This is a genomic window from Prevotella sp. TF12-30, from assembly GCF_003436715.1.
Lineage (GTDB): Bacteria > Bacteroidota > Bacteroidia > Bacteroidales > Bacteroidaceae > Prevotella > Prevotella copri_A.
Genome location: NZ_QSQJ01000009.1, coordinates 65,637 through 88,917, shown reverse-complemented (window position 1 = coordinate 88,917; position 23,281 = coordinate 65,637). Strand labels below are relative to the sequence as shown.

The 23,281-nt window shown below is 45.3% G+C and carries 15 protein-coding genes and 2 pseudogenes; 10 read left to right on the top strand and 7 right to left on the bottom strand.

Annotated features, from left to right (window positions below):
- Positions 1 to 11 precede the first annotated feature (11 nt).
- The 5 genes from DXD25_RS05570 (at position 12) to DXD25_RS05550 (ending at position 9,903) form a co-directional block, all read left to right on the top strand.
- Positions 12 to 2,195 (top strand): RagB/SusD family nutrient uptake outer membrane protein, encoded by a 2,184-nt coding sequence (locus DXD25_RS05570; protein ID WP_117662161.1) that lies wholly within the window; start codon positions 12 to 14, stop codon positions 2,193 to 2,195.
- Positions 2,196 to 2,290: 95 nt separating this feature from the next.
- Positions 2,291 to 4,405, top strand: coding sequence for a rhamnogalacturonan lyase (locus DXD25_RS05565; protein WP_233522203.1), 2,115 nt, complete (start codon positions 2,291 to 2,293; stop codon positions 4,403 to 4,405).
- A 106-nt stretch (positions 4,406 to 4,511) separates the two neighbouring features.
- Positions 4,512 to 6,128, top strand: coding sequence for a rhamnogalacturonan acetylesterase (locus DXD25_RS05560; RefSeq protein ID WP_370453401.1), 1,617 nt, complete (start codon positions 4,512 to 4,514; stop codon positions 6,126 to 6,128).
- A 34-nt stretch (positions 6,129 to 6,162) separates the two neighbouring features.
- Positions 6,163 to 7,419, top strand: a complete 1,257-nt coding sequence (locus DXD25_RS05555; protein WP_117662152.1) for a rhamnogalacturonan acetylesterase — start codon at positions 6,163 to 6,165, stop codon at positions 7,417 to 7,419.
- A gap of 15 nt (positions 7,420 to 7,434) precedes the next feature.
- Positions 7,435 to 9,903, top strand: a complete 2,469-nt coding sequence (locus tag DXD25_RS05550) for a glycoside hydrolase family 2 TIM barrel-domain containing protein (RefSeq protein WP_117662151.1) — start codon at positions 7,435 to 7,437, stop codon at positions 9,901 to 9,903.
- 144 nt (positions 9,904 to 10,047) lie between these two features.
- Here the strand turns inward: DXD25_RS05550 and DXD25_RS05545 are convergent.
- The 5 genes and pseudogenes from DXD25_RS05545 to DXD25_RS05530 form a co-directional block, all read right to left on the bottom strand.
- Positions 10,048 to 10,803, bottom strand: a pseudogene (locus DXD25_RS05545) (ATP-binding protein); the annotation flags it as partial.
- 63 nt (positions 10,804 to 10,866) lie between these two features.
- Positions 10,867 to 11,037 (bottom strand): hypothetical protein, encoded by a 171-nt coding sequence (locus tag DXD25_RS16645; protein ID WP_158556301.1) that lies wholly within the window; start codon positions 11,035 to 11,037, stop codon positions 10,867 to 10,869.
- A gap of 234 nt (positions 11,038 to 11,271) precedes the next feature.
- Positions 11,272 to 13,749 (bottom strand): leucine-rich repeat protein, encoded by a 2,478-nt coding sequence (locus tag DXD25_RS05540; protein ID WP_147327860.1) that lies wholly within the window; start codon positions 13,747 to 13,749, stop codon positions 11,272 to 11,274.
- A gap of 38 nt (positions 13,750 to 13,787) precedes the next feature.
- Positions 13,788 to 14,372, bottom strand: a complete 585-nt coding sequence (locus DXD25_RS05535; RefSeq protein WP_233522204.1) for a UpxY family transcription antiterminator — start codon at positions 14,370 to 14,372, stop codon at positions 13,788 to 13,790.
- A 313-nt stretch (positions 14,373 to 14,685) separates the two neighbouring features.
- A complete protein-coding gene (locus tag DXD25_RS05530) occupies positions 14,686 to 15,285 on the bottom strand; it encodes a hypothetical protein (protein ID WP_117662159.1) in 600 nt (199 codons plus the stop codon).
- A 140-nt stretch (positions 15,286 to 15,425) separates the two neighbouring features.
- On the opposite strand from DXD25_RS05530, the gene ftsZ reads away from it, so the two are divergent.
- The gene (gene ftsZ / locus DXD25_RS05525; protein ID WP_117662147.1) at positions 15,426 to 16,829 is read left to right on the top strand and encodes a cell division protein FtsZ; all 1,404 of its coding nucleotides are present in this window, start codon (positions 15,426 to 15,428) and stop codon (positions 16,827 to 16,829) included.
- A gap of 128 nt (positions 16,830 to 16,957) precedes the next feature.
- Here the strand turns inward: ftsZ and DXD25_RS05520 are convergent, their stop codons facing one another.
- Positions 16,958 to 19,090, bottom strand: a complete 2,133-nt coding sequence (locus DXD25_RS05520; RefSeq protein WP_117662158.1) for a cation:proton antiporter — start codon at positions 19,088 to 19,090, stop codon at positions 16,958 to 16,960.
- Between the two features lie 201 nt (positions 19,091 to 19,291).
- On the opposite strand from DXD25_RS05520, the gene DXD25_RS05515 reads away from it, so the two are divergent.
- On the top strand, positions 19,292 to 20,443 hold the full coding sequence (locus tag DXD25_RS05515) for an MFS transporter (protein ID WP_117662146.1): 1,152 nt from the start codon (positions 19,292 to 19,294) through the stop codon (positions 20,441 to 20,443).
- 512 nt (positions 20,444 to 20,955) lie between these two features.
- A pseudogene (locus DXD25_RS05510) lies at positions 20,956 to 21,469 on the top strand (PD-(D/E)XK nuclease domain-containing protein); the annotation flags it as partial.
- A gap of 253 nt (positions 21,470 to 21,722) precedes the next feature.
- Here the strand turns inward: DXD25_RS05510 and DXD25_RS16640 are convergent.
- Positions 21,723 to 21,863: a hypothetical protein gene (locus tag DXD25_RS16640; protein ID WP_158556299.1), complete on the bottom strand. Its 141-nt coding sequence runs from the start codon at positions 21,861 to 21,863 to the stop codon at positions 21,723 to 21,725.
- Between the two features lie 605 nt (positions 21,864 to 22,468).
- On the opposite strand from DXD25_RS16640, the gene DXD25_RS05505 reads away from it, so the two are divergent.
- Positions 22,469 to 22,615, top strand: a complete 147-nt coding sequence (locus DXD25_RS05505; protein WP_233522202.1) for a HepT-like ribonuclease domain-containing protein — start codon at positions 22,469 to 22,471, stop codon at positions 22,613 to 22,615.
- A 180-nt stretch (positions 22,616 to 22,795) separates the two neighbouring features.
- Positions 22,796 to 23,137, top strand: a complete 342-nt coding sequence (locus DXD25_RS05500; protein ID WP_147327859.1) for a hypothetical protein — start codon at positions 22,796 to 22,798, stop codon at positions 23,135 to 23,137.
- Positions 23,138 to 23,281: the final 144 nt, after the last annotated feature.

Below are 23,281 nucleotides of genomic sequence, written 5' to 3'. Positions count from 1 at the left end.
ACAGATACATCATGAAGACAAACAAAATATTATATGCAGCACTGATTGCCGGTGCAACTTTAGGAACAGTCACTTCTTGCAGCGATTCGTTCCTTGACGAGAAGCTGATTACAGAGAAGGGTACGGCATATTTTCAGACCAAGGAAGGTATTGACGACTTGGTTAAAGGTGCTTACCAGAAGTTGAAGTTTAAGTATAACTATATCTGGGGTATTTATCTCTATGGTATGGGTATCGATGAGTTTACCAGTGGTGCCAACAACATCACCTCTTATAATGCATACAGCACCGACCTGAACTCGGGTGAAACTGCTGCCAACCAGCCATTGTGGGACAATATGTATGGTCTTGTAGAACCAGCCAATCTTGTCATCCAGAATACTCCATTATATTATGGTGAGAAGGTGAGCACTTACAACAACCGTTTGGGTGAGGGGTACTTCCTCCGTGCTTTTGCTTATTTCGAACTGGTAAAGCAGTATGGAGGTGTGCCTTTGAAGCTGGAGCCAAGCAATGGTAAGATTAATTATACTTATACTCGTAATAGCGAGGAAGAGTGTTTTGCCCAGATTATTTCTGATTTTCAGAAGGCATACGAATTGTTGCCTGAATCTCCTGAAGGAAAGCAGGTTGGTCGCCTTACTAAGTCGGCTGCTGCCCATTTCCTGGCAAAGGCTCATCTGTATCGTGCCTCTGAATTGCATGATGGCTGGAATGCTCAGTACAAGGATGCCGACCTGGATGCTGTCATCAAGTATGGTAAGGAAGTAATTGCTGCCCACCCATTGTGCCAGAACTTCCAGGAACTGTGGGATTATACAGAGCCTAATGGTGCCAATGAGCAAGTTAGCGAGGTGGTTCTTGCTGCACAGTTCTCCAACGATGGTGCCAGCACACGAGGTCGCTTTGGCAACCAGTTCCACCTCTACTATCCATCCATTTATCAGAATATGGCTGGTTGTAAGCGTGACATTTCTGGAGGTCGTGAGTTCTCATACGTCAGTGCTACAGAATATTCTATGCAGGTATTTGACCGTGTGAATGATTCCCGTTTCTGGAAGTCATTCATCACCAAGTATGGCGCTAATTATACAGATGGTGCTCCTTACTGGATTACCACCAAGAAGAATAAGGAAACTGGTAAGTTGGAGATTACAGATGATATATACAAGGCACACCCTGAGTATTATCCTGACGATGTGAAGGTTCCTACTGAATCAGATCCTGGTGAGCATCGTTTCAAGGGAGGTGAGATTGGTATCAAGTATATCGTCAATAATCCTGGTGACACTCGTTTCACTCCTGCATTGAATGCTGATGGCACAGAGAATAAGTCTGAGGATTATGTATTGAAGAATGGCAAACTCACCCCACAGCATACCTTCGTACGTTATTATGCCGGTCAGCCTTTTAGCTTCAATACACAGAGCAATGCTGCCGAACGTTCAGGCAACTATTACACTTTGGGTAGTATTCATAACAGAAGTGTGGCTTTGAGCAAGTTCCGTGACGGTGCACGTGAATCTATCGCGTCACAGTTCGGAACCCGTGATGCCATCATTGCCCGTTCTGCCGACGATGTCCTGATGGTAGCTGAGGCTTATATCCGCAAGAAGGATTATGGAAATGCCATCACTTACCTGAATATGGTACGTGACCGTGCTGGTTACAAGGCTGGCGAGGACCGCTCTATCAGCCGTGATGGTGGACAGGCTTATAAGAAGAACTCTGCTTGTACAGGAAAGGGTGGTGGATTCTCTGCCGAGGGTTCTATCTATACAGAGGAAAATACTTATTATGAGTCAAACAACATTGCCGAGACTACTGCTTCTACTGAGAGTAATATGCATCTGAATGGTATTGAGGATGTGCTCAACTCTAAGGTTGAACAGCCAATCTACGAAGCTTTGAAATTGACATCCGACTATGATAAGTTCATGTGTTTCCTCTTGGATGAGCGTACACGAGAGTTGATAGGTGAAGGTCAGCGTTGGGAAGATTTGGCTCGTACCAAGACTTTGGAGGCTCGTTGGAATGCGTTTAGTGATGCTTCCACTGGCGGACAGGGCAAGTTTGATCCTGCCAAGCATTATTATCGTCCAATTCCTCAGTCATTCCTCGACGGTATCACCAATGCGAATGGTGCTTCCCTGAGCAATGAGGAGAAGGAGAAGATGCAGAATCCTGGTTACTAATCGAATATCTATAGGATAGGTTAATGATTATATGTTGAAGAGCGGTATCTTTCTCTCGGTAGAAGGTATCGCTCTTTTTTTTAACAACTATCATCATGCAAATCAAACAAATGTTATTTCCGATGATGAGTATGGCGCTGACGATGGCTCCCTGCTCTCATCTCCATGCACAAGGACAGACTCCGGTATCGCAGATGGAGAAGCTGGACCGTGGCTTGGTGGCTTTGCCTGCCCAGAACCAGGGAATCTTCCTCAGTTGGCGATTGCTGGGTACGGATAGCAAACACGTATGCTTCGATGTGGAGAGGGATGGAAAGATTATCGCCCATCAGGTGAAGCTGACCAATTATACAGACCGGAAAGGTTCTGCTGCCAGTAGCTATCGGATCATCACTTATCAGAAAGAACCCAGGATGGATGCTCCGGCAGAAAGAGAAGTTTCGAAGGCGGTGAAGCCATGGAATGATCTCTATCGCTCCCTGCCCATCAACCGTCCTGCCGGCGGTGTCACTCCCGATGAAAAATCCTACGAATATACCCCCAACGACTGTAGCGTGGGCGATGTGGATGGGGATGGAGAATACGAAATCATCCTGAAATGGGACCCAACCAATTCGCATGACAATTCGCATGACGGCTATACGGGAGAGGTCATCTTCGACTGCTATAAGCTGAATGGAACCCAACTCTGGCGCATCAATCTGGGTAAGAATATCCGTGCCGGTGCTCACTATACCCAGTTCCTGGTCTATGATTTCGATGGCGATGGCAAGGCGGAGATGATCTGCAAGACATCGACGGGATCGGTAGATGCCAAGGGAAAGTTTGTGAGCGATGCGGCTACGGATGCCGGAATCCGAGAACTGGACAATGCTGCCGATTATCGCAATTCGAGAGGTCGCATTATGGCAGGTCCCGAACTGCTTACAGTCTTTAATGGCGAAACCGGAAAGGCGATGCATACCATCTGGTATCAGCCCAACCGAGCCTTCGGTACAGGCCGGCAGGTGGAAGAGGGAGAGCTTCTGGAGAACGGATTTCCTGCCTATTCTTCAGTCTGGGGCGATAAGAACAACTATGGCAACCGTGGCGAGCGATACCTTGCCGGTGTGGCTTTCCTGGAGGGTGCCGACAAGCAGCCAAGTGCCGTGATGTGCCGTGGCTATTATACCCGCTCTTATCTCTGGGCGGTAGATTTCGACGGAAAGGAACTCAAGACCAAATGGCTCCATGCTTCGCTGACTCCCAACGACTGGAAGGTAACCGATGCCGATGGAAAGGTACTGAAGGAGGCTCATGGATGTAAGAATACGGCTTATGCCCAGGGTGCTCACAGTCTGGCTGTGGGCGATGTGGATGGGGATGGATGTGACGAGATTACCTACGGATCTGCAGCCATCAACCATGATGGAACCTTGTTGTATTCTACCGGATTGGGACATGGCGATGCGCAGCATCTTGCTGATCTGGATCCCGACCGACCGGGATTGGAATATTATATGGTACACGAAGAATATCCCTACGGTTCTGATCTTCGGGATGCACGAACAGGCGAAATCCTGTTCCGTACACTCGATAAGGATGATACCGGAAGAGGATTGGCTGCTGATATCGATGCCCAGCATCGGGGATATGAACTTTGGTGTTCGGATGCTCCTGTTGTAAGAGACATCAAGGGTAAGACTGTTTCGGCAGAAACATCTTTATCCTATAAGAAGAATCATGAAGCTGATCATTTCGGAAGTAATGAGAAAACGAGTTTCAGAGCTGTTTCCAGAATGCCGGCAATGAACTTCCGGATCTATTGGGATGGCGACTTGCAGGATGAACTTCTGGCAAACGGCCGTCCTCCTCATTTCCCTCCTTATCTCCAGAAATGGAACGGAAAGGAAGCGGTGGCGTTACCTTTGAGCAATGGCAAGCAACTGTATGAGATGGGCAACTCGGTGAGTTGCAACTGGTCGAAGGCGACTCCTAATCTACAGGCTGATCTCTTCGGCGACTGGCGAGAGGAAGTCATCTATTGGGATAAGAGCGATGCCTCGCATCTCAATATCTTCACCACCAATATCCCTACGGACTATCGGGTTCCAACCCTGATGCACGACCATATCTATCGGATGGGAGTGGCCTGGCAGAATGTAGGCTATAACCAGCCTCCGCATCTGGGGTATTATCTGCCCGATCATGCAGAGAAGATTCAGAAATAAGAATTAGAAATAAAAAAAGAGATTCTGACAAAATAGATATGTATCTGATACGTTTATTAAGATATAAGGAAATACAGAGAATATAAGATATAAAGCGATAAAGGATATGAAAAGAATATTATTCGCCTTCTCATTGATGGCGGCAACTACAGCTTCCTTTGCCCAGGTGGCAAAGCCGATGGAAGATGTCAATAAGGTTATCGACAATACCGTAGATAGCCTGAACAAGGCGATGACCGCCCGAATCCAACCGGGAACCAGTCGCAAGGGCAATAATCCGGTACTCTTCCTGATAGGTAACTCTACGATGCGCAATGGCACGCTGGGTAATGGTAACAACGGCCAGTGGGGCTGGGGATACTACGAGCACGAGTTCTTCGATGCCAACAAGATTACGGTAGAAAACCAGGCGCTCGGAGGAATGAGCAGCCGTACCTTCTACAATCGTCTTTGGCCGGATGTGCGAAAGGGCATTAAGGCTGGCGACTGGGTGATCATCTCCATCGGTCATAACGATAATGGACCATACGATAGCGGCAGGGCACGTGCCAGCATCCCTGGCATCGGCAAGGATTCGCTCAATGTCACCATCAAGGAGACTGGTGTGAAGGAAACCGTTTATACTTATGGCGAATACATGCGCAAATACATCAACGACTGCAAGGCGCTGGGTGCTCATCCTATCCTGATGTCGCTGACTCCACGTGATGCCTACGATGAAAACGATAAGATTGTCCGTGTGAACAAGACTTTCGGATTGTGGGCAAAGCAGGTGGCTGAGCAGGAAGGAGTTCCTTTCGTAGATCTGAATGAGATTTCTGCAGCCAAGCTCGATAGCTATGGTCATTGGAAGGAGAAATATCATTTCTTTACCGACCATATCCATACCTCCCGTTTCGGAGCGATGATGAATGCCCGTTCGGCTGCAGAGGGATTGGCAGAGAGCAAGGACCCAAGTCTGGCTCCTTTGCAGGCGATGATGATCAATGTGGCTTTGCCGGTAGAGAATTTCAAGCGCGAACCGGGCAAACCTGTTGTCTTCTTCACAGGCGACAGTACTGTGAAGAATGCCGATAAGGACGAAGACGGCATGTGGGGCTGGGGATCTCAGGCTTACACCATCTTCAATCCTAAGAAGATTACCTGTGTGAATGCTGCCAAGGCAGGTCGCAGTTCCCGTTCTTATCTCAATGAGGGAAGATGGGATAAGGTATATAACAGTCTTCAGCCGGGCGACTACGTGCTCATCGAGTTCGGACACAACGACATCTGTTCCTTGACCGATAAGAAGATGCGTGGTTCCATTCCTTGTGCCAAGGATACCTGTCATGTTTATCAGATGGAAGAGAGCAAGCAGTATGAGGTGGTTTATTCCTTCGGCTGGTATCTGAAGAAGTTTATCCAGGATGTGCGAGAGAAGGGAGCTACCCCAATTCTCGTTTCCCTGACTCCTCGCAACGAGTGGCCTGACGGAAAGATGGAGCGCCGAAATGATAGCTACGGAAAGTGGTATCGTGAGGTGGTAGCCGAGACGGGCGTTGCCTTCCTCGACCTCCACAACATCGCTGCCGATTCATACGATAAGATAGGCAAGGAAAAGGTGAAGGCATATTACAAGAAGGATCATACCCACACCAGTCTGAAGGGTGCCCAGCACAATGCCAAGTGCGTGGCGAAGGGTTTGAAGAAGATAAAGAGCCCATTGGCTAAGTATCTGAAGTAAAATGATAATTTACAATCAATAAAGATATCATCAGATGAAGACAAAATATATTTTAGTAACAGCTCTTTTGGCTCTGGCCTCTATGGTTGGAGCCAATGCCCAGAGTTTTGATATTGATATGACCAAGGTGCAGCCTGTCTATTCCGCAGAGAAGGGGCTGGGATATGACATCGTGGCTGCTCCAAAGGCAAAGAGCAATGCGCCTTTCTTTTATTCCGTGAAGGTGGCGGATGGCAACTATAAGGTAACCGTGGTGCTTGGTTCCAAAAAGAAGGCGGGCAAGACTGTGGTTCGTGCCGAGAACCGAAGACTGATGCTCGATGAGGTGAGTACCAGGAAGGGGGAGTTCAAGACTTTCTCCTTCATCGTGAACAAGCGTTCTCCTTATATTACCGATAAAATGAACGTAAAAATCAAACCTCGCGAGAAGGAGACGTTTACCTGGGATGAGAAGCTGACCTTGGAGTTTACGGGTGCTGCCCCAGCAGTAAAGAGCATCAAGGTGGAACCGGCTCCTGCTGAAACCACCACCGTTTTCCTCTGCGGCAACTCTACGGTAGTAGATCAGTTTACAGAGCCATACGCTTCCTGGGGGCAGATGGTTACCCGTTGGTTCGGTCCGGAGGTGGCTATCTCAAACCATGCCGAAAGCGGATTGACAGCAGGTTCCTTCCTTGCTTCCAACCGTCAGGACAAGGTGCTGGCGATGATGAAGAAGGGCGACTACGTGATTTGTGAGTTCGGACATAACGACCAGAAGGAGAAGTCTGCAGGCAGTGGTGCCTGGTATAACTTCTCTTATAATCTGAAGAAGTTCATCGATGAGGTCCGCAAGAAGGGGGGCAACATCATCTTCGTAACTCCTACTCAGCGTCGCTTCTTCGATGAGGCTACCCATAGCAAGATTCAGGAGACTCATCAGGATTATCCTGATGCCATGAGAGCTGTGGCTAAGAGAGAGGATGTTCCTGTCATTGAACTCCACGATATGACCCGCACTTTCTTCGAGACTTTGGGTTATGAGAACAGCAAGAAGTCGCTGGTTCACTATCCGGCAAATACTTATCCCAACCAGACTAAGGCTCTGGAGGATAACACCCACTTCAATCCATACGGAGCCTACGAGGTGGCAAAGATGGTGGTAATGGGAATGAAGCAGCTCAATCTGCCTATCGTGAAGTATCTACGCAGTGACTGGAAGGACTACAATCCTGCCCAGCCAGATGATTTCAATCAATTCGTGTGGTATCCATCCGTGAATCAGGATGTAACCAAGCCGGATGGAAATTAATAAAATGAATTTGAAATGAATAAAAAGACAATACTTTTCGCCTCGTTGCTATTGGGCGGTTTGCCTTTGATGGGAACCCTTTCGGCTGATGCAGCGGTGCGCGATACAATCAGTATCAACCAGGGATGGCAGTTCCATCGCGGTGATGTGAAGAATATCTCTGAGTTGAAAGCTACTCAGAGCGGTGATGAGGTGGTGAATCTTCCCCACGACTTCCTGATCGGTCAGGACTGGGTGGCTCCTGATGCCAGCGAGCGACCAGATAACAGTGATGCCGGAAGCAACGTGCGCAGCCGATTGAGTCCGCGTGGATTCAAGGAGATGGGCATTGGCTGGTATCGCTATCAGTTGACTCCGAAAGATGAATGGAAGGGAAAGCGCATCGTGCTCGACTTCCAGGGTATCATGCTGGTAGGAGATGTTTATCTCAATGGTCAGCGTATCGGAGGTACCGATTATGGTTACCTCGGTTTTGATATCGACCTCAGTAAACTCCTGAAATGGGGCGAGGCTAACGAGATTACCGTCAAGGCAGATACCCGCAATCCTAATAATTCCCGCTGGTTTACGGGTGCCGGTCTCTATCGTGATGTCAATCTCATCATCACCGACAAGGATCTGTACTTCCCTCGCCATCCGCTCTTTATCCGCACCCAGGAAAACAAAGAGGTGAAAATCAAGGCAGAGATTATCAACCAGCAGAAGCTGGCAAAAGGACAGGGAAAGGCTATTATTCCTGTAGAGGTTCGTATTCTCGATGCCGATGGCAAGGTGGTGGCTCAACAGAAGAATAACATCGACTTCAATGCCAAATGGCGTGATAGAGAATATGAATTGCCTGCCATCTCTCTGGAGAACGCCCAACTGTGGTCGCCAGATACACCTTATTTATATACTGCCGAGGTGACACTCTATAATCAGGAGGGAAAGGTGGCTGATCAGATTAAAGAACAGTTTGGCGTGCGCACCATCGAAATCGTTCCGCAGAAGGGCTTGCTGGTGAATGGCAAGAAGGTCTTGCTGAAGGGCTATGCCAACCATCATACCCTCGGTGCCCTGGGTGCAGCTGCCTATCCTCGTGCCATCGAGAAGCGACTCAAGCTGATCAAGGAGTTCGGTATGAACCATATCCGCTCTTCTCATAATCCATATAGCGAGGATTTCCTGAAGCTTTGCGATAAGTATGGCATCCTGGTGGTGGATGAACTTTACGACAAATGGCTTACCCAGTATGCCGGCGGCAGAGTGGAGTGGGAGAGCCTTTGGCAGAAAGACATTCCGGAATGGGTAAAGCGAGATAGAAACCATCCGTCGGTTATCCTTTGGAGTCTGGGTAACGAGTTGCAGCAATATAGCAATCTGCCTTTCAATGATTGGGGCGTTACCGCCTATAAAATCCAGAAGGAGTTGCTGCACCGATATGATGATACTCGACTGACTACCGTGGCGATGCATCCCCGCTACCGCAACATCGAGACCGATTCCATTCCAGCCGATCTGGCGGTGGCTACCGAGGTAAACTCCTACAACTATCGCTATATGTACTTCCCAGGTGATATGAAGCGTTATCCTGAAAAGACCTTCTATCAGAGCGAGGCGAGTGTGGCTGCCATGGGGCCAAACTTCTACGAGATGGACCGTGACAAGGTGTTGGGCCTGGCTTATTGGGGAGCCATCGATTACCTGGGCGAGAGTATGGGATGGCCTGTCAAGGGATGGAATCAGGGTGTGTTCGATCTTTCTCTCCAGCCAAAGCCGGATGCTTATTTCGTGAAGAGCATGTTTACTGACGAGCCAACCGTTCATATCGGTGTCATCGAGAAGTCGGGTGGCAACATCCAGTGGAATGGCATCAATGTTTCTGCCGGAAAGCTCTCAGAAAACTGGAACCGTGAGGCAGGCGAGCAGGTTTCGCTCTATACCTATACCAATGGCGACGAGGTGGAACTCTTCCTCAATGGCAAGAGTCTGGGTGTGAAGAAGAACAGTAACGACCCTAAGCTCCGTGCCCGAATCAAGTGGGACAACATCGTCTATGCTCCAGGCACTCTGGTGGCTGTGGCTAAGAAGAACGGCAAGGTGGTGGCTCGCCATCAGATAGAGACCACGGGCGAGGCCGTGGCTCTGAAACTGGTTCCGGATGTGGAGACCTGGCATGCTGATGGTAAGGATCTGATGCACGTCCGCATCTATGCCGTGGATAAGAAGGGCAGAAGAGTACTGAACATGAAGGATGCCAAGGCATTCGACAAGTTGACATTCACCGTGAAGGGCGATGCGAATATCGTGGCGGTGGATAATGGAAACATCTCATCGGACGAGCTTCATATCGGAAAGACCCAGTTGGAGAAGACCATCCAGAGAAATCTCTTCCAGGGGTCTGCTCTCGTGATATTGAGAGCAGGCGATAAGCCAGGAAAGATAGAGCTTTCGGTGGCTGGCGAAAAGATAAAAGCCAAGAAGCTGGTTTTGAATACGAAGTAAATATGATACTAAAAAGGTCGCCAAAATGCTGGCGACCTTTTTTAGTTGATTTACTTCGCTATATCCGTCGAATTTCGACGTTTTTTCCGCTATAAGAATGCCGAATTCGCTATAATTCCGCTATAATCCGCTATAATATGTCCTCTATGATTGAGGCATGACATACCAAGTTCGTCCTTCCGCTTTTATTAAATATTCTTTGCTCATATTTTTGAGCAAATCTCCGAGCATACGAATTTTTTGTTCTTCCGTCTTGTTTTGCGGAAGAACATCCTTCAGATATTCGTATATACTATCTCGCTTGGCACCTTCACTTCCTGCATTGCTGAGATATTGGAGAACCATTTGACGCAATCTCTCCTTATCCAATCCTTTGGTTTTGGTGTAAGAAGGCAGTTGGTGAGTGTTCTTGGCAATGCTAAGAGAAATGCTGTAATGCGGGACCTCACCTTCTATCAGTCCACGTTTGAGTAAGTTTTGCGCTATATCCTCATGAATAGTTCTGCCTTTTTGTACTGCGTCAAGAGAGATGCAATCCCAGAGAGATAGAGTGTCGTTTGTCTTCAACAAATCAGTGTATCGTTTATTGATTTCATTGCCATAGATGCGGACAACTACTTTCTTCTTGATCTGGTCAATCTCATAGTCAGGCATAGGGAAGTGTCTGCGCCATTGCTCATTGAACATTTTCTTGATACCACGGCTTACGGTATCTATCATGTTGAAATCTACCATCGCCCTACATAAACATTCATTGCGGAAATGCGTCTGAGGCTCTTCGTTCCTCAAAACATTCTCCAAAGTGCCAGGAATGAATGTGCCAGCATTGGAATAATACAGATATCCTGGATTCTCCATGAAATTGATGCGTTGCTGAAGAGTGTAGTCTTGATGGCCAATATAACTGCCTGCGGCTGATTTATATTCTATTTCGGAGTTTTCCTTTAGTTGATTAGAGCCATTTTACCAAATAGGCATCCTTTCAAATGGATAGTCTTTTTTATTCTGCATTAGAGTATTTGCCTTTTTAAAATTTTCTTTGATTTGACTTTTCAACTCGCAATTAATTTCTTCCAAATCTTTATTCTTTTCTTCAAGAGAAATTATAAGTTTTTTATTTTCTTGTGATTTCATAGCTTTGCAATCTAATTCAAATTATTGTTATGTTCAATGACAAATATGTTACGTGAACAGAACTGTTCTATGGAGATGCCCTTAGGCATTGCCTCCGTCCAGTACTGGAAATATTTTTTCAAATCTTTACTGTTGTACATAATTTAATGTTATAAATTTAGCAGCGAAGATGCTCCTTTCTAAATAAAGCTCTATTTGAGTGCTCATACACCTCTTTTTAACTAGTATTGCATATCAAAAAGGCAAATTGTCATTATCATCAGACATATCAATAACACCTTTCTTTTTTAGCTCTTTAAAACATTCAATGGTTGCTAAAACATCCGAGAAGGCATTATGGGCATTTTCAAAATTTCTATGGAATAATTTATAATATAACTCATTCAGCTTGGGATATTTATAGCCATACATACCTATTATTTTGCAAAAATTAACAGATGATTTCATAGTACAAATGCTATTGAATTTATTCCAATCAATATTCATATTCATTCTATAAAGCTGTGCTGATAAGATATTTTGGTCAAATTTGATGTTGTGCCCAACAACATATTTACAAAGACTCAGGTCTTTTAGGAATTTCTCTATGACTTCAGCTATGTCAACGCCATTTTTCATTGCATAATCAAAGGTTATTCCATGGATATCAACTGAACTACTGGGTATATCAAATCCATCAGGTTTAATAACAAAATCATTTTTTGTGACGACCTTGTTAGATTCGTCCATAACAACCCAAGCAATTTGTATAATATGAGGCCAATTGTCCGTTTTGCTTATAGGGGCATTATAGTCTGCTGGGAGGCCGGTTGTCTCTGTATCGAAAAAGAAGAACAAATCTGTTTTATTTATAAAATTGCTAGCATTTTCTTCGATTAAAGATATGCTATCTTCGTTAAAACCATTTCTATCTAACTGATCAAGTAGATTTTTGTACTGGTAATATGTGCATGGTATAGCTCCCACAGAATAAAGACTTAATAAGTTGAACATTGCCGATTGAGTGTTTGATTTGTTAAGCAGATCAATGCCCTTTTCTATACAAGGAGCTATACCATCCCCTAAGAGATAGTGTATAGCTAATGAGTTTTGTCCTTCTGGCGTTATAATATCCGAGAGATATTCAATAGAATCTAGACAATGTTCATGAGGTGATAAGTAACTGTCATGCCTGCTAGTGATTTTCTCTACTTGCGTTAGCGTTAATTGTCGCCCCTTATATTGAGCCTGCTGGTAGATTCTGTCACCGCAGTATTTATACAACATGGGTTCTATACAGTCAAGTGTTAGTTCTACGGGGTTTATTGTAGGAAGTTTTTTATTTCTAAAATAGTATTGATTGCCTGAAGCATGGATTGAGGGTGGTAATACGAGGTGGTCGCACCAGCGAAGTTCTATACGTGAAAACAATTGAGGATCACTATATCTATCAGAAGGGGCAAATGAAATGGAATCCAATTCGGATGTGGAAGGAATGTTTTCGCATCTAAAAATGATGTGAAAACCATATCCATTGCCACTTCTGACGACCCATTGATAATCCAATGGTAGATTTAACAATCTAAGGACATCATCAATAAAGTCATCAACTGTGCCATCATTATACTCTAATTTTATGGCAAAATCCCCGTTAATATCAAAATCTAAGGCTCTGAAATTATTGTAGCCTAAGACAAGGCCTAAACCTGCTGAATAATCCCAGTTTATGGAGAACAGTTCTTCTATTGATTGCTCGATAGTTTTATATGCTTCCCAACTAGTATTGATGGGCTCCTTGAAAGATTTGGCGTTTTTCAAACTTTCAGACCATTTCATTTGGGTAATATTCATCCCCATATATTTGTAGAAAAGTGCCATGTATTTAAGGTTTGTAGCATGGGTCTTGTATAAATCTTCAGCAGAAGTTGAGGCAGATGACTTTATTCTGTCATAGTCTGATATTGGCGAAATGATTTTAATAGCTACGCTATCTCCGAATGAGGAAATCACAACGTTGGGATTGTTGTTTGCCAAATATAACCTGGATATATTGGAACACTGAAGAAAGGCAGTTGGGTCGATTTTAATATGATTGGATTGAATCGCGACAATACTCATATTTTCACACCCGCCAAATGCTTCGGATCCAATAATTGCTACATTCTTTGGTATCCAAATTTTATTCAAAAGTTCACATCCTCGAAATGTATTATAATTTATGTATTTGATTTTTTGAGATAAATTTATAGATTCTAGGCTTCTACATCCCTCAAAAGCTGACGGTCCTATTTCTATTACAGAATCAGGAATTTGTATTTTGCATAAATTCGAACAGTTATGAAATGCAGATGAGCCTATTTCTGTTACTACGTCAGAGATGAGAATATCAATCAAATTGCAGCAATTACTGAATGCGTCATTTGAAATTTTTGTAATGGTTGATGGTAATTCAACTTTGGTCAATTCAATGCAACCGTTAAAGCATCCTGCGGGAATGATATTGACGGAATCGGGTATGGAGATTGTTTTAAGATTAATACAACCCTTAAAAGCATTCTCTTCTATCTTTTTTACGCTAGATGGTATCACAACGCTTTCTATGTCGCAGCAACTTTCAAAAGCATTACATTTTATAGTTTCAATTCCTTCGGGAATTTCGATTAATCCTATCGCTTGTGTTGGGCATTTTAGAAGTTCCTTATTATCTTCTGACATTCTAAAAATCTTTTCCATATTATAGTATGTATTTGGGTTAGACTTTACGTATAGTGTTATATTTTGCAATATTTGAAAGTGTTCATCATCTCCTTCGGCACATAAGCCGTAGCCACCAAACAGCCATCAAACAATTCTACAACCACACGCTGCTGGCCTGCCATGCGGGCAACACGACCACGGATTCCTTTGAACTCTCCTTCTGTCACTATCACATGGTCACCCAGTTTGAACTGGATGTTATTAGAGGTGACATGAATGATGTGAGGATTCTTGATGGATGTAAGGCGGACAAAGTTATTCATAGCTTCATCTTGGATTGTGAGCGGAGGATTTTTGTTGGGATAGTCTTGGCGATGTATGGTGTGATCAAAGTAGTAGCTGAGCAAAGCTCTACTTTCATTTGTCACAACCTTATTGTCGTGAATCAAGGTTTCAACTTGCTCTGCTGATGCATGAACAAACACAAAAGAAGAAATAAGAGGCTCCGTGATGATTCGCTTCTTTCCTTGCTTTCTTACCTCTTTATACCGCAAAGGTACATAACATTCGAGTCCTTTAGCCTCTATAAATGCTTTTGCCTTGATAATACGCCAATACGTAACTCGCAGAACGAACCATTGCTTGTTTTGTGAAGGCACATTCTCTACCGACACCCCACCTTTGTTCTTTGAGATGGAGGGCGTACAAGAGGTAAGTCTTGCACTTGGACACGATGAACCAGTGTCAGTAGGTTGCCCATTATACAATGAAGCATTAGCCGTTAAAGGCTGTTTGATTTTATCTTCCAATGTTATATCCAGAGGTTAGATGAAAAACCGATTGACTTTTCTTTTTAAGAATTGCCAAATGTTGACCACAAAGGTAAGGAAAAATACCGATATTAAAGACTTTTGTTGCGGAAAACTTTGTGCTTAGGGCGTTTTTTAACATTTTACTTATGAATAATTCTGGCTAAAAATCATCAACTTTGTAGATGACAAGTTCCCTCGGAAGGTTGATGATCTTCAACCTCTCGAACCAGAGCTTCATGGAAGAGCCTTGGTGGCGCTTTATATGGCTATTGATGATATAATAGTCGGCCTGGTATTCGTCCATCAGGTCAGAGAAAGCTGCCTTGATGCGTGAACACTTCTCGTTGAGGGCATTATCAAGAGGGTTCGTCAGGCGATTCACTGTTTCTGTGATTTTATCGGGGTCGATTCTGTTGCCGATTTTTCGGTAGAGGGCAAACAGTTCCTCACGATGATCCACCAGGTTCTTGAACTCTATTCCTTCCGGGTGATTCAGAAAGAGCAGATAGAGGGCCTTATGGATGGGACTGAGCAGCACCTCCCTGTTTCCATAGTCAGGGAGCAAAAAACGATAATCTTCCGTGATGACCAGAGGACTGAGGGTTGCCCTTGCTGCCTCAATACGGAGCTGTTCCAATACGGGCACACTGATGGCTTTTAACAAAAGATCGGTTCTACCTTCTGCTAAAAGCTGGGTGGAAAGCGTCTTTACCAGAGCGGCTTTCTCCTCTGGGGTCATATTTCTTGTTTCTTCTTGCATACTGGTTGCAAAAGTACAAAAAGAATGAGAAAAATCGTTTCTCATCAAGAAAAATTCTTCTTTTGCAAGGCTTGCGTTTGATTTTTTATCGGGAATCTGATTCTTTATATGTATCTTTGTGTCCAAATTGAAATTTAGAAATGATGAAAGAAGATTGGACTCCTATAGATTTCGGGCAGACAGAAGACACTACCAAGAACATCATCAAGGTGATTGGTGTGGGTGGTGGCGGATGCAATGCCGTTAAGAATATGTATGCAGAGGGGATCGTGAACGTGAGTTTCGCTGTCTGCAATACGGATAGTCAATCACTATCCAAGTCGCCTGTGCCGGTAAAGATCATGCTCGGAAAGAGTGGTTTGGGTGCAGGGGCAAATCCCGAAGTGGGAAGAAGTGAGGCTCAGAATACCCAGGAAGACATCAAGAAACTGCTGGACGACGGAACCAAGATGGTTTTTGTTACTGCCGGAATGGGTGGTGGAACGGGTACGGGTGCCGCACCTGTCATTGCCGGTATTGCCAAAGGGATGGGCATCCTTACCGTTGGCATCATCACCATACCTTTCTACTTCGAGAAGCGAAAGAAAATTGTCAAGGCTCTGCAGGGTGTAGAAGAAATGCGCAAGAACGTGGATGCCTTGCTTATCGTCAACAACGAGCGTCTCTGCGATGTTTATGCCGACTCCGAGATTACCGTAAAGGATGCCTTCAAACTGGCAGACAAGGTACTGAGCGATGCCACCAAGAGTATCTCGGAACTCATCACCGTGGAGGGAACCATCAATCTTGACTTCCGTGACATCGAGACTACCATCAAGAGCGGTGGCGGTGCTATCATGGCCATGGGTAGAGCCAGTGGTGAGGGAAGGGTTCAGAGTGCCATCAAGAATGCGTTAGACTCTCCTCTGCTCTATGGCAGCGATATCAGTAATGCCCAGCGCATCCTTTTCAATATCTACACTTCCAGCAAGCACCCTATCTTTGTGAGGGAGATGAGAGAAATTGATGCCTTCTTTGATGAACTGAACCCTGACATCAAGGTGATTTGGGGTCTTTCTGATGATGATAGTTTGGATGAGGATGCCAAAGTCACCATTCTTGCAACAGGTCTCAACAATGAGTTGGCCGAGGATATTCCTGAAAGTTCTTCTGTATCGAAGGATGAGGAAGACTATCAGAGAATCATTGACAAGCTCTATCATCCTATCAGAGACAACTTCCAGACGCTAGCAAACAAAACTGGGCAAAAGCAAGAAGCAGAATCTATAGATAACATTAATCATGATGCTACCGAGAAGGAGGCCGCTATCGCCTATCAAGAAGAAGTGTCAGGAAAAGAGTCTGGCAATGAGTCTGGAGAAGAGCCAGCTAAGGTTTGGGTGGAAGACAATCCTCCTACAGCAGAAAACTCAAGAGAAGTTCCTGCTGAACCGCCTGTCAATAAGCCAAAGGCATGGACACTAGGCGGAAGAATCAAAAATGGGCTGAAGAAAATAGCAGAAGATCTGGACATCATCACCTACGATGACGAAAACTACAAGTAGTTGATCTCCCAATAGTCGTTGTTGTTCTTCTGTCTTGGTTTGATTAATCCAAATCGTTTTGATTGTTTATATACTAAAAAAGGTCGCCAGCATTTTGGCGACCTTTTTTAGTATCCTTTGTTTTCTCTTTATTTTCTGAACTTCTTCTTGAACCATTGATTGAATGCCACGTAGGCACTGATTTCCTCCTGGTGCTGAGGCTCGGCAAATGTCAGTACATTGCCCGATGAATCTCCGTGCTGGTCAGGGAAGATAATCATCAGGTTCGTGCCCGAGAAGAAGCGGGTTAGCTCTTCCGGCAATCGCTCCAATGCAGACTTGTGGGAAACGGTTCCCTTGCGGGCTGTCACCACCACAAAGAGATGGTTCTTGCTCATGTGGGAGGCAAGCTGAGGCATCTCGTTCCAATGCTGCATCAGGGTGTATTCGGCACGTACTTCCTGATGGCGGTTGGTGATGTACTCATTGATGAGCGCCAGGGTCTCCTCCCTGCCGTGGAACTGGATGCGGCAATCCAGATTGCCTGACAGGCGCGCCAATCTCTCTACCCAGCGGTAGAAACCCGGTTCAAACTCAGCCCTCGATGGTACTGCCACCTGTATTCGGCGAATGGTATTGAGCGGCTGCTTGATGCGTGCCATGATAATCTGGCGGCTCAGACCATTGAAGAGACTCTGATGGAACTCTCCCCAGAACTTAGGCGAAACCTCCGGATGCATGTGCATACCGATGATGATTTCGGAACACTGGAACTCGTTGAAGGCATGCTTGATGCCGTTGGCGATATTGGCTGCGATGCGGACCTGCGTCTGCGTCATCACATCCGTGGCTGCGGCAAGCTGACTGCAATGATCCAGCAGCTGTCGGCCCTGTTCCTGCTTGTATCGCATATCCTTGTCATCATACACTACGTTCAGGCAGACCAGTCCTCTGTTCAGCTTCTGGTTTCTCACCAGGAAGGCGAGACTCATCAGATTATCGGCATATTCCGGATACTTCACCGGTATGAGAATCTTCTCATCGCTTGCCTTTTTGGTATCTTCGGCATCAGGCAACTCCTTGTCGCGGAGGATAATCTTTCTGGAACTCCAGTCGGTGAGCATCGAAGAGATGACGCAGGTGCAGAGAATCATCATTACCACACCATTCAGCATATCATCGTTGACCAGATAGGTATTCGGTCCCACCAGGAGGTTCATACCAACCATCACCATGGCGATACTGCCGGCGGCATGGGCAGAAGTCAAACCGAACATCATGTGACCCGATGACAGCGGCAACCGGAATCCGAAGCAGGCGGCATAGGCTGCGATGGCTTTTCCCAAGGTTCCGAAGAACACGATGCAGAAGATGACCCAAAGGATATGACTGCCCTGGAAAAGCAGTCCCACGTTGATGAGCATGCCCACACCTATCAAAAAGTAAGGGATGAAGAGCGCATTGCCCGTAAACTCCAGTCGGTTCATCAGCGGAGACACGTGCGGGATATACCTATTTAAAATAAGACCAGCGAAGAAAGCACCGAACACGCCCTCGATGCCCACCATCTGCGAGAGAGCCGCACTCATGAAGAGCATCGCCATCACGAAGATAAACTGCATCACCGAATCGCTGTACCGGCGCAGAAACCATCTTGTGAGTCGCGGTATTAGGAATATCATTACTCCGCAGTATGCGGCAAACTTGGCGGTGAAGAGTACCCAGAAGAGCAGACCATCGTGACTGGAGAACGAGGCGACGAGACCCGCCAGCATGATGAGGGCTATCAGCAGCGAAAGCATGCTGGAACCCACACTTAGGGTTACACTTGGCTTCTGCTGCAGACCATATCTGGAAACAATAGGATAGGCTATCAGGGTATTGGAAGCCATGATGCAGCTCAGCAGAAACGATGCCCTGGTGGAATAGTGCAGCAGCCAGATGCTCATGCCGAAGGTGAGGAAGAAGGGAACGAAGCAGGTGAGCAGACCATAGATGATGAGCCGCGATTTGTTTTTCTTCATACCCTCCATGTCCATCTCCAGGGCGGCGAGGAACATAATGTAGTAGAGTCCCACCTTGCCGAACAGCTCGAAAGATGCATCTCGTTCCAGAATGTTCAGTCCGTATTTGCCCACGAGGATACCCGCCAGCACCATTCCGATGATATGGGGGATTCGGAGCTTACCCATGATGATAGGGGCAAAGAGGATGATGAGGAGCACTACGAAGAAGATCAGCGTAGGGTCGGTAATTGGAAAATATTCTGCAATATTCAGCATAGGCATTCTACTTATTGTTGATGATGAAAGAGGGATTCAGCATCTGCTTCATCCCTCTTCTTTTTATTTTTGAGTGCAAAATTACTAATAAATCTTGAAAGGGCAAAGTTTTTGCCCTCTTATCATTTATATGTGTAGAGATTTTTGTAATTTTGCACCCTGAAAACAAACTTAGGATAAAAAGATAAGGATAATTAACGTATGAAAAAAGGATTGTTTGCACTCGCCTTGGGTACATTTACCCTGGGCATCGCAGAATTTATTATCGAGGGAATTCTCACCGATGTGGCGCACAACATGAATGTGTCCATCCCTCAGGCTGGTCATCTCATTTCTATCTATGCACTGGGTGTATGTGCCGGTGCTTTCTCGCTGATATTGATGCATAAGTATCGCCCCAAGAATATACTCTTGTTTCTTACTTCGCTGGTGATTCTGGGAGCCATCATCGCTACGATAGCCCCTAGTTACGGGCTTCTGCTTTGTGCCCGCTTCATCCAGGGACTTCCTCATGGTGCCTATTTCGGTACGGCTACCATCGTGGCGGTGAAGATGGCGAAGGAGGGAAAGGGTACCAAGGCGGTGGCGATGATGTGTGCCGGTATGCCGTTTGCCAATCTGCTTGGTGTTCCGCTGGGCACCTTCCTGAGTCATACCATCTCCTGGCGAGTGCCTTTTCTCATGTCGGTGGCGTTGGGCGTCATCACGCTCTATATGATTTACAAGTGGGTTCCTGACGTAGAGGCTCTGCCTAACAAGGGTATGAAGGCGCAGTTCCGGTTTATGCGCCATCTGGCTCCCTGGCTTATCATCGCTGCTACTTTCCTGGGCAACGGCGGTATTCTCTGCTGGTTCAGTTATATCTCTCCGCTTTTGCAGATGAACGGCGGTTTCCATGCGGCAAGTATTTCTGTGCTGATGATTCTTGCCGGTTTGGGAATGGTGGTAGGAAATCAGGTGAGTGCCTTGCTGGCAGACAGATTTAAGCCGGGCCGCTTTACATGCTATCTGCAGTTCCTGGCTGCCGCAGCCTTGCTGGCTACCTTCTTTCTGTCGCATATCGGTTGGGTATCGGCAGCGATGATGTTTATCAGTTGTGCCTGCCTTTTCGGTATAGGTTCGCCTGAGCAGTTTCTCATTGTGAAGCACAGCGAGGGTGGTGAAATGCTGGGTGGTTGCTGCATCCAGGCAGCCTTCAACCTGGGCAATGCCCTGGGTGCCTTCTTGGGCGGAATCCCCGTGGCAATGGGCTTGGGCTATCACTATCCTGCGCTCATCGGTGTACCGATGGCATTGGCTGGAGCCTTCTGTCTCCTGGTGTTTCATCGTAAATACGAGTGTTCTAAAGATTGAGAAAACCTGGATTGACATGTCATTTTGCCCTGTTTCCTATGACAGAATTTGATGAAAATCAAGAAAACGGCCCTTTTTTGAAGTTTTTCCCAAAAACATTGTGTGCGTACACAAAAAGGCATTACCTTTGCACTCGAAAAGATAGATAACGAATAATTAAAGTAAAGAAAGGATAACTATTATGATGGTATTAGTAATGACAATGGCAGTTGTAGCTGCTCTTTTTGCAGAGGTTGTAAATGTCAACAAGAAGATTAGCCTCGGCAAGTAATCAGACAAAAATAGAGAAAGGATAAAAGTTATGATGGTATTAGGTATGATTTTGGCAATGATCGTTGCCGGATGCGCTGAGTATGGCGCAAGAACTAATATGAAGAAATTCGCTTAACAAGCGGTTCTTCTTTCAATTTGAGAGAATTTAAACAGTAGTTGCATAGATAAATAAAGGAAAGGCAGTTGTTGGCATTAGAAGGATGCCAGCAGCTGCCTTTTCGTTTTTTCTCAGCTGAACTTTTTCAGTCTCGCTATTTTTTTTCGGGCTATTCCTGGCGGATTATTGGTTCCGCACGGGTTCGCCAACCTGTCTTGTTCGCTTGTTGTCTCATTTTGATGAGAACATCAATGAGATGGTGAACAGGTTTTATCCTACGAGTAGTTTTATCGACTACAAGGCAGATGTGGAATCACCGTTGCCTATGATTTATCAGAGCGGTTATCTTACCATCAAAGACTGGAATATGGATACCGATTCCTATCTCCTGGATTTCCCGAATGATGAAGTGCGAAGCGGGTTCCTGATGCTGGTCAAAGCAGCAAAGCGAAGGTAGGGTAGATTGTGTGGTAGAGACTCCGAACTATATCTACATCTTCGAATTCAAGCGTGATGGTTCGGCTGAAGAAGCCCTGAAGCAGATAGAGGATATGGGCTATGTCAGGGAATATGCAGCAGATGGCAGAAAGATTTATCAGATAGGCTGCAACTTCTCATCGAAGACGGGAACCATTGATGGATGGAAAATGAAGTAGGTGATTTGCTAAACGGATGCTTGATGAATGATGTCAAGCATCCGTTATATCCAATAACTCATCGCCCACCAGCTGATTTCCGCTTGCACAACAGGTGGTGGGCGAGCGCATATCAGCTGTTATGCAAGCGCCCAACAGCTGTTGTGCGGCTGAAGATATAGGCTTCTCCGGCTTATAATATTAATTCTTCCGGCAACAAGTAAAGGTTACTCCGAAGACTTTTTACGTAAAACCGATGCAACAATGATAGTACTTACAAGGCACGATGATAGTACTTACAAGCAACAGCGATAGTACTTGCAAGGCGCAAAGACGTTACAGAGAGGTCTCCATGATAGTACTGACGATGCGTAAAACGGCTTGTAGCGCTTATTGCCTCACTATGGCATAACATTGCCCTTTACCAGGGCAATAACCTGCCATTGCCAGGCACAAAACGATACGTCGGGAGCTGGTAAAACAACCACTCGCTTTTTTACTCTTCACTCTTCACCAAATCGGCTGAAACCCCGATAAACACTGGGGTTGCGAGAGGTGAAGAGTTACGCATCACTCTTCACCACTCTTCACCTTAGGGTTACGCACGAAATTGAAATGGAAGCTCGCCCTGTTCGGTCTTAGAAGAAAGTCACGCAGATTTCGCAGATGATGCAGATTTTTTGGGGGTGAAGAGAGGTGAAGAGTAGCGCACTACTCTTCACCCGTACAAATTCCTTATATACAAATACTTATACCATATTTGTGAAGAGTGAAGAGTGTTTTTGAAAGTGGCTTATTATTACGACGGATTGCAAAGACGGAGCAATTCCTTTGCTTGTATCGTTCAAGGGGCTTGCTATCGACAAGCTGGATAAGAAGTGGAAGCTGTATCCTGTGTTGATATTCTCCTTTCACACTTAATAAGTTGATTATCAGAGATGAAGATTAAATATGTAGCATTGGATATACTTAACTAATGGAGAACTTCTTACAACTCATCCTGAAATTGATTGGAAAAATGTGAAAGGGTTACGTGATATCATAGCTCATCATTATTTTGAGGTTGATGCCGATCAGATTTGGTGGATTATAGAAAATGAGTTGCAACCTTTGAGAAAGGCAATTCTAGAAATGATAGAATTTTTAAAACGGATGCTTGATGAGTAATGTCAAGCATCCGTTTTGTCATTTGGTACATTCAGTCCGGCATTTCATACAAGGTAGGTTTAGATATTTGGCTGATAGAAATAATCTTCTTACTTTTGCGCTCGTAATCGGGAAGCGGTAGAAAAGAAAAAATCGTGGAACGGGGAACATGAAGTATAACCCTTTAATATATAATAAGGTATGAAGAAGATTATGATTTCGTTGATGATGGTAGTAGCTGCCACCACAACCAGTTTTGCAAAGAGTAACAACACCAATCTGGCAAATGCCGTAAAGAGCGTAGCCGAGCAGGTAAAGCAGACTCCATCCGGCACAGTGTATGGTGTGGTTGAGAATACCAAGCATCACATCATCGTAGCTACTCCTTTCGGAAAGTACACCATAGAGAAGAAGGACGGCGGCGTCAACTTTATGGGAATATCGGCAAAGCTGGTATCATCAAAGAATGGCGTTTATAAAGTCAAGACATCTCTTGGTAATTTCTCGGTGAATATGAGAAAAGGAACGATAACTAAAAAATAATCGTAACTGGTTGTTTACCTTTTCGTAAGGGATGGTATATAGGTATAGGGCATTGAATTGTTGCCATGGAATAGAAATGTGGAAGTATTTTTCTCTCGGCAATGACAGCGTTCAATGCCTTTTTTGTCCTTCGGGATAAAAAAC

Coding starts and splice junctions, on each gene's coding strand:
- DXD25_RS05570 (WP_117662161.1), top strand. CDS start 12: ATGAAGACAAACAAAATATTATATGCAGCACTGATTGCCGGTGCAACT.
- DXD25_RS05565 (WP_233522203.1), top strand. CDS start 2,291: ATGCAAATCAAACAAATGTTATTTCCGATGATGAGTATGGCGCTGACG.
- DXD25_RS05560 (WP_370453401.1), top strand. CDS start 4,512: ATGAAAAGAATATTATTCGCCTTCTCATTGATGGCGGCAACTACAGCT.
- DXD25_RS05555 (WP_117662152.1), top strand. CDS start 6,163: ATGAAGACAAAATATATTTTAGTAACAGCTCTTTTGGCTCTGGCCTCT.
- DXD25_RS05550 (WP_117662151.1), top strand. CDS start 7,435: ATGAATAAAAAGACAATACTTTTCGCCTCGTTGCTATTGGGCGGTTTG.
- DXD25_RS16645 (WP_158556301.1), bottom strand. CDS start 11,037: ATGAAATCACAAGAAAATAAAAAACTTATAATTTCTCTTGAAGAAAAG.
- DXD25_RS05540 (WP_147327860.1), bottom strand. CDS start 13,749: ATGGAAAAGATTTTTAGAATGTCAGAAGATAATAAGGAACTTCTAAAA.
- DXD25_RS05530 (WP_117662159.1), bottom strand. CDS start 15,285: ATGCAAGAAGAAACAAGAAATATGACCCCAGAGGAGAAAGCCGCTCTG.
- ftsZ (WP_117662147.1), top strand. CDS start 15,426: ATGATGAAAGAAGATTGGACTCCTATAGATTTCGGGCAGACAGAAGAC.
- DXD25_RS05520 (WP_117662158.1), bottom strand. CDS start 19,090: ATGCTGAATATTGCAGAATATTTTCCAATTACCGACCCTACGCTGATC.
- DXD25_RS05515 (WP_117662146.1), top strand. CDS start 19,292: ATGAAAAAAGGATTGTTTGCACTCGCCTTGGGTACATTTACCCTGGGC.
- DXD25_RS16640 (WP_158556299.1), bottom strand. CDS start 21,863: ATGTTATGCCATAGTGAGGCAATAAGCGCTACAAGCCGTTTTACGCAT.
- DXD25_RS05500 (WP_147327859.1), top strand. CDS start 22,796: ATGAAGAAGATTATGATTTCGTTGATGATGGTAGTAGCTGCCACCACA.